Annotated in this window: 7 protein-coding genes; 4 read left to right on the top strand and 3 right to left on the bottom strand. The window is 46.8% G+C overall.

Going from position 1 to position 13,307, the window contains the following annotated elements; all coding sequences use genetic code 11:
* A partial coding sequence (locus CRP01_RS40405; protein ID WP_222845942.1) for a hypothetical protein occupies window positions 1-617 on the top strand: 617 nt, incomplete at its 5' end.
* A gap of 1,239 nt (window positions 618-1,856) precedes the next feature.
* Window positions 1,857-2,075: a hypothetical protein gene (locus CRP01_RS40395; protein ID WP_099155803.1), complete on the top strand. Its 219-nt coding sequence runs from the start codon at window positions 1,857-1,859 to the stop codon at window positions 2,073-2,075.
* 537 nt (window positions 2,076-2,612) lie between these two features.
* Here CRP01_RS40395 and CRP01_RS40390 read toward each other — a convergent pair.
* The 3 genes from CRP01_RS40390 to CRP01_RS40380 all read right to left on the bottom strand — a co-directional run bounded on the left by CRP01_RS40390 (window position 2,613) and on the right by CRP01_RS40380 (window position 4,783).
* Window positions 2,613-2,825 carry a DUF433 domain-containing protein gene (locus tag CRP01_RS40390; RefSeq protein ID WP_099155802.1) on the bottom strand — a complete coding sequence of 71 codons (213 nt, stop codon included), beginning with the start codon at window positions 2,823-2,825 and terminating at the stop codon, window positions 2,613-2,615.
* A 46-nt stretch (window positions 2,826-2,871) separates the two neighbouring features.
* On the bottom strand, window positions 2,872-3,786 hold the full coding sequence (locus CRP01_RS40385; protein WP_099155801.1) for a hypothetical protein: 915 nt from the start codon (window positions 3,784-3,786) through the stop codon (window positions 2,872-2,874).
* A 355-nt stretch (window positions 3,787-4,141) separates the two neighbouring features.
* The gene (locus CRP01_RS40380; protein WP_170110750.1) at window positions 4,142-4,783 is read right to left on the bottom strand and encodes a TlpA family protein disulfide reductase; all 642 of its coding nucleotides are present in this window, start codon (window positions 4,781-4,783) and stop codon (window positions 4,142-4,144) included.
* An 802-nt stretch (window positions 4,784-5,585) separates the two neighbouring features.
* Here CRP01_RS40380 and CRP01_RS40375 point away from each other — a divergent pair.
* Together CRP01_RS40375 and CRP01_RS40370 are read left to right on the top strand one after the other, a co-directional pair.
* Complete coding sequence (locus CRP01_RS40375; protein WP_170110749.1) at window positions 5,586-6,701, top strand: T9SS type A sorting domain-containing protein; 1,116 nt, start codon at window positions 5,586-5,588, stop codon at window positions 6,699-6,701.
* Between the two features lie 72 nt (window positions 6,702-6,773).
* Window positions 6,774-13,307, top strand: coding sequence for a DUF6443 domain-containing protein (locus CRP01_RS40370; RefSeq protein WP_099155798.1), 6,534 nt, complete (start codon window positions 6,774-6,776; stop codon window positions 13,305-13,307).

The raw sequence follows: 13,307 nt of genomic DNA, 5'->3' as shown, positions 1-13,307 counted from the left end.
CCCGTTTGGCCTTATATTGTGATGTACTCATTTCGGATTGTTTTATGATTCAGCACCACAAAATTCTCCGTTTTGAGTACATCTTGTATTATTTACGAGTAGGTTTTAAAACAGTCTCTCAGTTTATTCCACGTTGGGCACTCAATGAAAACATTCAATTCTCAGAAGGAGATCAAGTTAAACTCAAGGAGGATAACGTGTTCAGTAAAACAATGAGGTATTACCATGAAAATATTGAAGAGTTTGAAAGAGGGAATAATTATGATTGTAAAGAACTGTGTCGACAATTAGTTCTAAATGAGCAACCCTTGGAAACAACTTTGGGTACAGCAACCAATCCCTATGGATTAATGAGATTTGGTGAAGATTGGTCAAGAAAAACAAAAATAAATTCTTCAGAACTTCAATTTGGTAAAACCTTCAGTTATTGGAGTTATACACCTCCATTAGGTGATCATGCAGCTATATTCTTTGGCAAAGATCAATCAGGTAAAGAATACTATTTTTCCAAAAATGGCCTAGGAGGCCCGTTAGTGATTACAACTTTAAGCCAACTTAAAGAAACCTATTCACTTTGGGGAATGTTTAAGACAGATTATAAAAAAAATGAAAATTAATATATATGCTAAATATCATTCTTTCAAGCATAGTAATATTTATTCACTTGTATATCTTTAGTTGTGTATACTGCTCAAAAATTTTTGTGTGGTGGAATGACCTTTTTGGGTATAACCAATTTTTAAACTATGTGCCTATTATATTTTCAGGTTTTCTAATTCTTTACATATTTCAACTTTTAGGTGTTATTAAAGACCAACGTTTATATCGAAGCATAAGATTAACCGTGTTATTCTTTTGCCTTATGAATATATTGTATTGGTCATTGGTTGTATTTTCATTAGGTGAAATTCTTTTACAATATATAGTTCTTATCTTAATTCATCTCACTTTATTAGTCCGAATTGTTACTCCTGCTATCGGTAGCATAGCAAGCTCAACAACAGACCGCTAACCGACGTTTGCAACGTCGGAGCCAGTATTTTTTGACCACCAATGCCCCGCTGGCCGAAGTATGCCCGAGCACATTTCATTACCGCTAACCGGCGTTTGGAACGCCGGGGCCAGTATCAAATTATCGAACACAAACTCCCGCTTGAAACCAACGGTTTTAAGTGGGAGTTTGTGTTTAGAAAGTCAGGCAATAAAAAGCGTGTCGACGAAGGAGTTGGGCTTTTTATTGCCTGGCTTTCGCTCCCGAGTCGTGGTGGTGTTGGGTGAGGCGTTGGCTCGCAGTTATCGCGCAGCGTTGTGCGTCCCGACGAAGTGGCCATCGGGTCGGCTTTGTGTGTTGGCCTGGCGACTGAGGAGGAGAAAGCAGCGCGCATAGGGAGCAGACCCGGAATGTGTGGAGGGTATTGTGTGAAGGCAAAATGGAGGGGCGTAAGCGACCGGGCTATAAATCGTGGTGAGGCGGCTATTGGAGGCCCGTAGCCGCAGCCTGCCCGGCAGGCCTGCTGAGGATAAAGTAAATGCAAGTACACGTTCTGATGATAATGATTTATACGGAGTACAGGTTTATGAGAGAGGTAATCAGAAAGTTACAAATAGAATAATAACGAAGAACCCTGGTACATTAAGAAGTTGGTACTTGAGTAGTAGCAGACGAGTAATAAAAATTGAAAGAAGAGGAAATTAGTTCGTTATGAAAAAAATAATTTCGATTATTTTCATTGTCCTGTACTTAGTAGGTTGTCAAAGCTCAGAGGATTGTCAAGAAGGATATACATACTTATCTGAAGCGATAGCAGCTAAACTTAAAATCATTGACAAAACAGCTAGGTCTAAAGAACCTTTCAATGGTAAGACTTACCGATCTGTTTTTTTTTGAAAAAATAAGCGGGATTAACAGTAATGTTAGCTTTGGAGATGTCTCGCTATATGAAGACTATAAAGACTTTAAAATGGATAGGGATCAGTGGTTGTCATGGTTCAAAGAAAATAAGTGTAAAATATCTGATAAAGATGTTAAATTGATTGAGCAGTCAGTTATTGATGATACTCCGTGGATCAAATAACCCTGCCCTCGAATTTACTTGCTGTCGTTAGAATAGCTGTTCGTATCCTCTGCTGTCGGTAGTATAGCAGATGGATCACTCGACCGCTAACCGACGTTTGAAACGTCGGGGCGTCGTGTTTAGAAAGTCAGGCGATAAAAAGCGTGTCGCTAGTAGAGTCTTTTTATCGCCTGGCTTTCGCTCCCGAGTCGTGGTGGTGTTGGTTGTGGGATTGGCTCGCAGTTATCGCGCAGCGGCGCGTCCCGACGAGGCCTGAGTGGGCTTTGTCCAGTGGACAAAAAAGCGATGGCAAATAATCGGTGGGGTTCGCGTGAGCTGGCGGCCCGTAGCCGCAGCCTGGTAGCTATGGCCCCGCAACAGGTTCGAGGCAGCTGCAATAGCGGGTTGGTGAGGACGGCCAGAACTGCCTATTTTGGCAAGGGTGCTGCGCGAGTGGTTTGAGCGTTAGCAGCCAGGGCCCATACGGGTGCAACCGGAGGTAGTTGCCGAACGCCAAATAACTACTCGACACGTACATATACAGAGCAAATCGATTGACTATTCAGAAAAAGGCAAAGCAGGCCTTTTCATCTCATCGATCATAATTTCCAAAAAATAGTCCACTTGTTCTTTGTGAACGGTAGGAAAATCCTGCAGGAATTCGGCGACTGTGTATCCTTGTTGCAAATGGATAAAGAAGCAGGCCAGTGGCACCTGGGTGCCGGGGAAGCAGAGGTATTTGATGGTTTCGATATTTGTTGATTGAGACATAGGTATTGGATTTAGGAATGAGAGATGAAGAATGAGGAATGATGGGTTACCGAAGTAGTGCCATTCTAAAGTGGAAGATCTCCCCTCGTTTTAAGCATTCCAGAAAGGGTGGATCGAGTTTTATTTCCAACAGATTATAGCCGGTGGCCGGAATGAGACTGAGGTCCCAGTTTTGGAGGGGCCGGCAATCTTCGCTGTCGCTCCAGAGGGTGAAATCCTCGGTGAGGAGGTGGTAGATGCTGCGTACACGGAAGGTATGGATGGAATCAATGAGGTGGAATTGTACTGACGAGCTTACGCTGTCAGCATTCATTGACGAACTGAATTTGTCAGCATGAAGATCTGGCAAATTTTGGAAATTTACCAGATCGATGGTGGGATCGTACTGGCCCTGGAGGAGCGTGAATTTGGGCGTTAGTGGAATGGGATGGGTCTTGGTAACCTGGAAAGTGAAAGTTATTCGTTCAGTGTCGTCAATGAAAGTGTTCCACTGACGCTCCGGGAAGAAGATCTGGAGGATGTATTTTCCGGAGGTAGTGAAGGTGTACAAATGGGTAGCTTGCTGTTGGAAGTCGGGATAAACCGAGTTCGCCAGTTGGAAATTTTCGGTAGTGAATGGATAGCGGCCCTCGATCCGGAGACCATGGTAGTTTTCCTTTTCGGTGGGAAATAAAAAGGTGTGGATTTGGAAAGGTAAGGATTCATCCCGGCAGTTTTTGGGTTCAGTGGTGTCGTCGTGGAGGAGGGTGCCGGTCTGGGTTTTTCGGGCGTCGAAGAAAACGCGGCAGGTTTTGGGATGGTAGTAGCCGGTGATGGTTAGGGCATGGGGCTGGGGGCGTGGAGCTGGGAGTGTAGTGGAAATTTGGGGTTTGGTGCAACTGATTAGTGATAGTAGGATGATTAGGTAGAATTGATGGTTTGATGATGGGATGATGGGATGATTTGATTGGGGGTGAATCATGAGTTGATGGTTTTGATGGTTGTGATGGCTGGATGGTTTTTATGGCTGTATTGTTGGATGGTCACTTGATTGGCAAGCCCCTCCCCTACTCTATCGTTTGGGAAAAGGGCAGCCCGAACGGACTGCCCGAAGAATAAGCGGATATGGAAAACCTACCGTAAGGTTTGACCAAAGAATCTTTGAATTTGGAGCGAGATTCCAGTGATCGAGAGGCTTTTAGGATTGATGGTTAATATGGTTTCATGGCTGTTTTCCCGTTTACAGCCATCAAACAATCAAGCCATTTAAGCCTCCCTGACACAGAATATGGCTCCGCTGTTGATACATTAGCTATTCTAATGAGGCGAACCTGACGCTATTCTATGAGCAGGCTGTTCAACTGTCTGCGGATGGTCGGCACGTCCAGCGTAGTCTGTTCCACAAAAAGATCTTTGAGGCTGCCCGTGTGGTAACGAATTATGCCCCGCCGATCCACCAGGATATTTTGGGGGATCACGCTAATCTGACGGATGAGGGAATAAGCTGCGGGTAGGTGTCGGAAGTCCAGCGGTACTTTTATCCCATGATCAGCCAAATATTCAGACGGGATGGCTGTGAGCGATAAAAACACAACGTCCTCATCCCGGTAGGTTTCCTGCAATTCATTGAGTTGATTGATCACTTCCGGCTTAACCGGAAAGTTTGGATCCCAGAGGTGGAGCAGAACCACTTTACCCAGCAGATCTTTATTGGTTAAGGTATACCCTTCCAAATCGGTGAGGGCAAAATCCGGTAGCGGATCGTTGATTACTGCTTGCGGTGAAAGCTCGAAAGTGGCAATCATTACTTTCGCCAATTGGACCATTTTCGACTGAAAAGCGGGATCGGAACGGAGTGAATCGAGATCTGCTACAAGTTCCCGTAAACTAATTGCTCCGCTGGTTTTGGTTGTTGGGGTTTGACTGAAAGCAGGTACAAAGGTGGTAAGTACGAAGGCAAGTGCTAGTACGAATTTCATTTGCTTTAAGTTTGTACTGACGCGAAGGAGCGTGTTCAGGTGTTGAAGTGTTGGTGTGTTCATGGACCAACTAAATAGCTCACAATTAGTCCATGACTATTCGACAAGATCAGTTTCACACCTTAATTCCGCATCGGCTGATCAACATCTCCAAATTACATCGGTCAGTATGGGTTAAGAAATCCGGTAGCTGGAAGGATCGGGCCTAGACACAAAAAGGGCGGCTGTAAATCGCTTACAGCTACCCTTTTGAGATAATGCAAATTGTGGAATTAAAAAAAAGCAGGCATTTTTTTGGGATAAACAGCTTCGTCTATTCGACGAAGCGGTGTTGACGGAGGATTTTAAGCTATTCTATTTTAACGGTTAGACCAGAAAACAGCATTAGGAGCAAGACCCCAGTGGTCAAGAGGCTTTTTGAGGATTGATGGTTGCCGCTTCCGCTTACCACAGCCATCTGGCCATCCAGCAATCTAGCCCCCCAGACGCGGAATAATGCCCCGATGTTGATTAATCAGCTATCCTAATGGGACGAACATTATTGTAGTTTTTTAGTAGCCGGCCCATCTTTGTACGTTTTGTCCTGTCTAATGTAATTTTCGTCCTACTTTATACGATGGGAAGCATCTATTTTTGAAGAGTGATTTCAAGATGATCCACCTAAAAAATATTCCCCAATATGACCGCTCTTTCCTCAAAATGTAGGTTTACTTCCTATTTACTTTTGCTTATCACGATCTATTCTTCCGCTCAATCAGAATCCCCAATTCCAGAGACATTCCAACTGCACACCTGGCAACCTTTGGCCAATTTTGAAAACCGGGATATCCTCTTTCTTTATAATGATCAGGAAGTGCGCCTGTACGCCGGAATTGGTGGGGAAGGTTTACTAAGCAGTATTGATGGAGGTCAAACCTGGGAAAGGGTCAACAGTGAAGGCCATCTATTTACCCCTTCCCGATTGTTGGAAGAGAGTGGGAAATACTATTTAACCACTTTAGATAAAGGGGTCTTTGAATCCAGAAACGGAATAGATTTCAGCCCGATCTCCGATTCCCTTCCGCAGGTGGCTGTTTGGGGTATTACCAAGTACCAGGGAGAATGGTACGTTTGTACTGACAAAGGGGTGTACCGGCAGGACAAAAAGGGAGGTTGGTTTCCGGAGCCATTACCGGAAACCTTTCAAGAGGAGACACTCTACGATATCCACGCCAAAGCCGGCCTGCTGGTCACCGGTGGCCAGAACCGGATTTATATCAAACAAGACGGCAGTTGGAAAACCATCGATTTTGATTTTGAATTCGATATCCGCAATATTGTCATTTTCAACGATGAGACCATTTGGGTCGGCACCAACGGAAAGGGCTGCTACTATTCGGACGATCGGGGGCAAAGCTGGGCTAAACTCGCCGAAGAAGGCCTGGAAGACAATGTGATCTATCTATCGAAGCACGAAGAAATGGATTTGCTGCGCATTGGCCGGAACGGATTATACAATGACGTCAGCAAGATCGGTTTACAGCCGGAAGGGATCATTTTCAAAACAGCTACCTTTCATCGCGGTCTTTACTTTGCCGGTACGGTGGATAAGGGCATTTTTGCTCTTGCACCAATCCCTACTCCCGGTGCTCTGCCAATCAATACGGAAAACCGCCTCCAAAATCTGACCGGCGCCCTGAATATCTTTCCTAATCCTACCGACGGGACCATTTGGGTACAACTGGAGACACCGGAAGCGACAGATGATATCCACCAAATGGAGATTTTTGATACCAACGGAAGATTAGTCGATAAGGGTATCGTAGTTGCTGGTGACCAAAACCGCTTCGATCTGCAATTGCCGCCCGGCGTTTACAGCCTATTGTTTTCCCGGGCCGGTAAGCCAGTGCACCGGGGGAGGATTATCGTGATGCAATAAGCATTGGAGAACCATTAACGGATCTTTCAAGTAATAAATATCGCTCTTTCGCATATCCTATAAAATAATTCAATGAATAATATTACTGTACCCCATTACAGATCCCTGCCGTGGATCTGCCTTTTGATCGTTTGCCCTATCTTCTCCGTTGCCTTCGGCCAGGGGGAACCCGGAGACCCGGGCGGCGGTCCTAATTTTGCAGCCATGCGCGCCTTGAGTTTACGCAATAAACTCATCGTTCCCCCCAGCCCCGAAGCAGCCAGCCTGGGTAAGTTTGGCGAGATCCAAATTTCTCATTATACCGGAGCGCTCAATTACAGTATTGCCCTACCTACGGTAGGAGACGGCAAACTGGCGTGGAGTTTCTCCCTGCGCTATGACGGCAGCGGCAACAAGCCCGCCCAAATACACGGTCAGGTCGGTCAAGGCTGGTCGTTGGAAGGAATTGGAGTCATTACCCGTACGGTGCGCGGCAACCCGGATATCGATCTCAATTACTATAACGCCAGCAAGGCCTGGCAGAATAATACAACTACCAATAATAACCTGATCGCCGAAAACAGCTTTCTGGACAGTGTAGCCCGAGGCCGTATTGAAACCCAACCAGATCTTTACCACTACAATTTCGGCGGGCACAGTGGTAAATTTTACATCAAACCGGATAAAACCATTTTTTTTGAGGATGAAGTCAACCTCTTGATCACTCCCACATTCCAGACCAGTGGCTTTGCGAATGTGAACGGTGACATCCTAAGTTTTTCAATCCGTGACGCCTCCGGCTATACCTACGTTTTTGAATACCCCGAACGTACTTATCTTCAAATGGAGCCGACCACCGGCTATAGTCCGGCCCATACCAATTTTGAGTACAATTCCGCGTGGTATCTCAAGGAAGTCACCCATCCGAACGGCTCAGTGGTAGGCAAGCTGACTTTTCTCTACGATCAAACGGCTACCTATTTTACCCCTTTGATCAATGTTAAACTCAACGAGTCTATGACTTATCCGCAAGCACAAAATGTGTGTGGTAACAACTACGGTTGCGGAAACCCCAGTGCTCCTACTTATAGCTATACCACCTATTCCAACACGTCGATTCGCTACCGCAAAGCCATCAAAGAGGTGGCCTTTTACAAGAACACGAATCTGATAGAAAAAATAACCTTCTTCAATTCCGCTAACACCTACGTGGGCAACTACGGTAATTTCAAACTGGATCGGATCGAAGTAAAGAGGGGGCCGACCACCTCTACCAAGCTCTGGTATAAGGGCGTATTTACGTACGATGGTTCTACTGGAAGATTAACATTAAAGTCCTTTAAAGAAACCACAGGAACTGTAGAAAAGGAACCCTACTTTTTCACCTATAACTCCACCGTACTACCCGTCCCGACTACCATAGAGCAAGACTTTTGGGGGTATTACAATAGTAATGGCGGCCCGGGGATGATCCATCCCTACTACCAAAATTGCTCTTCTACCGCCACTTACCCTGGAAACGGCAATCGTAGTCCGGATATATCGCGGATGCAGGCCGGCATTCTCACCAAGATCACTTATCCGACGAAGGGCTATACGGAGATTGAATACGAAGCCCATAAAGTCGGTCCCTATGATTGTCACACCAGTGACCAAACCATCGGCGGGCTCCGGGTGAAGGAAGTCAGACATTATGCCAAGGGCACTACCCTCGCGCACAAAATCCAGTATAAATATACATTAAGCCTCACCTCCAGTGCTTCCAGCGGAAAGCTCATCCACAGATTGAACTACTCCACCAACAATACCAATATTCACTACGGCATGAACTGCGCGGCTCCCTGTTGTGAGGTCTCCACAACCTACACTTGTAGCAGCACGACCTTATCTCCCTACCTGATCATGACCCCCGGAGCGGTAGACGGCCCCCACGTGGGCTACAGCCGTGTGGAAGAGATCAATGCCGGGCGTACGGTCTACGGCTTTCGCAACAGTTTTGTTGACGGGTCTAGTTCCCACAGTAATGGCGACCTAATCAGCAAAGAGATCTACGATGCGAATAACAACTTATTGGAAAGGACTGCTTATACCTATTGGGCAGATGGATCTACCGGCCCTCTGCCGACCATGTACAGCATGGTCGCCGAGGCTAAGTCCGAACAGGACAATAAGTCGCTACTGTGTCAAATAGGTACTACTTACGAATGGCGGCTCCAGTGCTGTGCTTCCGGAGCCGGCACGGGTGGTTGTTTGCAGAACAAAACCTTCGATTCCAAGTTGGAACGACAATATGCTGCCATCAGGAGGAGAAAAAAATACATAACCAAGGAGGTAATGACCTACAACTCATTGCCCTACACCCTCACCCAGACTTCTCTGGTCAAACAGGTAGAATATAAATACGATGACCTTAATATTTTCCAACCCACCGAGATCAAGGTCCTGGACGGTGCCGGTGTGGAGATCAGTAAAACCATTCACCGCTACCCTACCGTATCCGGTCCGGGCGTACCGTCAGGCATGGTACTGGCCCGCATGTTCAGCGAGCCGGTCGAAAGTCAAAATTTTATCAAAGGGGTGCATGTTTATAGCACTAAAAAGGATTTCAAGACTTCGTCACCTTATATCCCGGTCACCTTTTACGAGAAATTAGGCACCGGTGCCTACACCACCGTAGAAACCGCCAATACCAACGACATTTACAGCAATTACACCTCCGTCACCCGGCAATATGATGTACCCAACTCCTACATCTGGACCGGTGATGGGGCCCGGCTGACGGCTATCGTCCGGAACGCCGCTGTAAATGAAGTGGCTTACACCAGTTTTGACAGCCCCTTTACCTATCAGGGTGGCTGGACGAATTTCACTGCTGCCGATATCAAATACGCGGGTGGTGCCTCGGGAGATGGATACTACCAGGCCAGCAGTGGAGCAGTTACGCTTTCTTCTCCTATTTTACCTACGGGTAAGTACATTCTAAGTTATTACACCAAAGGGGGAACCGTCGCGGTGACTCCTAGTACTTCCGGTGCTACCATCTTACGGACCACGGTCCAGTCCCCAATGCTGACCAATGGCCCCTACGGCTGGAAATATACAGAACACCTCATCAATAAAACCAGTACCGGGGTATACCAAATCAGTATTCCGGCCAATGCCTGGTTGGATGAACTCCGGATCTATCCGGCAGATGCCCAGATGGAGACGGTATCCTACGACCGGGATCGCTACCTGCCCCAATGTATGAGTGGTGTAGACGGCAAGGTCAACCGCTTTGTCTACGACGACCTGAACCGGTTGATCATTGTCAAAAACCCCAGAGATGAGATCGTTACCATGCTGGACTATTACTACCAGAACGGCTCCAATGCCTATAACGGCATCTACCAGCGGAGCATCAAGCAGGCCGGAGTACTAACGGTCAGTGCGGCCAACGCCCTGCCCGGTTCGGCGCTACTGCAATCCTTCCGTTATTTTGACGGACTTGGGCGTGATGACCAAACGGTAGCCATCGACTGGTCCCCTGATAGTCTGGAAGCAGTTACTTTTTATACCTATGATACTTACGGCCGCCAGGCAAAGCGTTATCTACCCTATACCGTTGCGGCAAACAATCATACTCTGTCTGGAGCTTATCAGGCCGCTCCTACCTCCGCCCAGATCTCATTCTACAATGATTTGTACATGTCCACGACGGAAGGTACCTACGCTGTTGCCGAGCAACTGTTAGAAGTCTCTCCTCTATCTCGTGTACAGGGTACGAAGAGCGCCGGAGCGGCGTGGAGTACCAAGCCAACGGCGGTATCTTATACGTTCAACGGCGTTAATGAAGTGCGAAACCCGCAGGTATCCGGTCAGTATTTTGCGGCCAATACCTTATTCAAGGTTCGAAATACGGATGAGGATAATAAGGTAGCAACCACTTATTCCGATCTGTTGGGGCGCAAGATCATGCAAGACATAGGTGGTCTCAAAACCTATTATCTTTACGACAATTACGGCAATCTTACTCAGGTTATCCAACCGGAGGGGGCAAAGTTGCTACACAGTACGTCTACCAATATTCATACGACCGCCAGTATTCAGTCGAGAAGTTTCCTGTATACCTACGATTCCCGCTTCCGGCTGAGCACCAAAAAAATACCCGGTACCGGCGGTAATTACACTTACCAATACGACCGCCTCGACCGTCCGGTATTGGTCACGGATCCCAGAGGGTTCAAGACCTTTACCAAATACGATATCCTAAGTCGACCGATATTGACCGGGAAGTATACCGGCAGCACTAATCCGACCGGTTCCGAAGGGCTCTACGAAAACAAGGCCACCACCGGTCATTTTTATACCACTACCCTGTCCTATCCGACAACAGGAACCGAGATCTACACCGTCAATTATTACGATGATTACGATTATGATGCCAATTATGTGGATAATATTACGTACACGGTGCCCAGTCAAAGCATCCATTATTCCGATCCGGTTTATACGGCAGTACGGGGACAGCCAACCGGCCAGAAAGCGGGCGTGCTGACTACGGCAGGTACCGCACCTACCGTATTTGTCAGCAATACCCCATTTTACAATTTTTACGGGCAGGTGATCCACATCAAAGAAAGTCACCCCTACAGCGGCAATAACCTGAGCTGGACGCAATATCATTTTGCCGGATGGCCCTTGCGTACCCGTCTACAACAAACCGCCTACGTGGCCGGCCAGTCCAAAAACTATGTAATAAATGGAGAAATGACTTACGACCACGCAGGCCGGAAGCGCAAGACCTACCATCAGATAGGAGATACCGGTCCGGAAGTGGAGATCAGTTCGCTGCATTACAATAAGATAGAACAGGTGGATGAGCAAATTATCGGGCAGGGCCAAACTGTGAATTATACCTACAACATCCGCGGGTGGTTAACGGCTATCAATAACCCAGGAACCTGCTCTACCGATGACCTGTTCTCGATGAGTATCAACTACCATACCGCCAACAGTAATTTGGGTAGCACAGCCTTGTACAACGGTAACATCTCCTCTATCGAATGGCGTACCGGGGCCAGTTGTTTGGTCAATGGAGTAAGTAGAAATAAAGCTGCTTACGGATTCACTTATGACAGTGCTAACCGGCTCACCAAGGCCAAATACGGAGAATACAACAGTAGCAATAGCTGGATCAGCGGTAATGTGGACCGCTATACGGTCGACAACCTGGCCTATGATGACAATGGCAACATCACCACGATTAAAAGGCGAGGACTCACCGGTACCGGCACCTACGGCATTATCGATGACCTGACCTATACCTACAGTGGTACCGTTCCAAATCAGCTCACGGGTATTGCGGAGGCCAGTCTGCTCGACCGGGGTTTTAAAAAGGTAAGTGCCGGCGCATCGGGCTATACCTACGACAATAACGGTAATGTCACTGTCGACGGCTATCGCGGAATCACTGGTACGACCTATCATCCACATGACCTCCCGTCCAAAGTCACCTACAGCGCTACCAAATACATCGAGTATACCTATGATGCTTTGGGCCGCAAGTGGAAAAGTAAAACAGTGGACGGGGCAACGACTACCGAAAAGACGTATCTTGGTGGTATTGAATACGTAGGGTCCAACCTGGAGGCCATTTACCACCCGGAAGGGCGCGCGGTCCCTTCGGGTGCGACCTACGAATACCAGTATACCATCCGGGACCATCTAGGCAACAGCCGGGTGATGTTCAAGATGGTGGGTACTACGGCTACCATCATCCAGGAAGGACACTATTATCCTTTTGGGATGGAGATGGAAGGATTTTCGACCGGGAATGATCCGTATCGATACAACGGGATGGAATGGCAGGCGGATTTGGGGCTGGGGATGTATGATTATGGTGCTAGGTGGTATGATCCGAGTATTGGGCGGTGGAATGCCTTGGATCCGTTGGCCGAAAAATTTCCAAGTGAGAGCCCATTTAATTACGTAGGTAATAGTCCAATTTCAAATATTGATGTTGGAGGAAAGTATAAACTACCTGTAGAATTCATACAGAAGTATCCAAATTTTGCTAAGTATCTGCAACAAAATGTTCGAAATGATGTAATGAATAGCCCTGCGATATTATCAGCATTAGCAAGGCATACGGCTGCAGATAGCCCCAATGGTATTGGGAACCTATCTCCTGAACAAGTTGAAAATGCAGTTTCTTGGGGAAGTGGACCTGAAATCTTAGTAGTTAGCGATCCCGGTGGATTTTCTGGAGCACATGGCTATTACTACGATGGGCAAATTCAATTGAGCACGAAGGATATCGAAGCTCTTGAAGCAGTCCTAGCCGGTGACGGTTCCAACCTGGAAAAATTACAAGCATTGCTACCAACTTATATGACCTTATTGCATGAGACTGTTCATTATGGTGATTATTTAGATGGTTTGAGACAGGATGGTGGAGAACCTGGAGTAGAATTTGAAATAGACGTTTGGGGTCTTAAAGGTGAAAATGATGATGGAACAAAATGGAACGCTGCTCGATTCTTCCCTGATGAATACGAGGATGTGCAAGGATTAATCAACGCAATCAACGAATTTTTAAACTCAGGCCGTTCGGATCTTCTGCCTACAGTTCCTAAAAATGAATAG

It is taken from the genome of Flavilitoribacter nigricans DSM 23189 = NBRC 102662 (assembly GCF_002646595.1).
Taxonomy (GTDB): Bacteria; Bacteroidota; Bacteroidia; order Chitinophagales; family Saprospiraceae; genus Flavilitoribacter; species Flavilitoribacter nigricans.
This window is presented reverse-complemented; position numbering and strand designations above follow the sequence as displayed.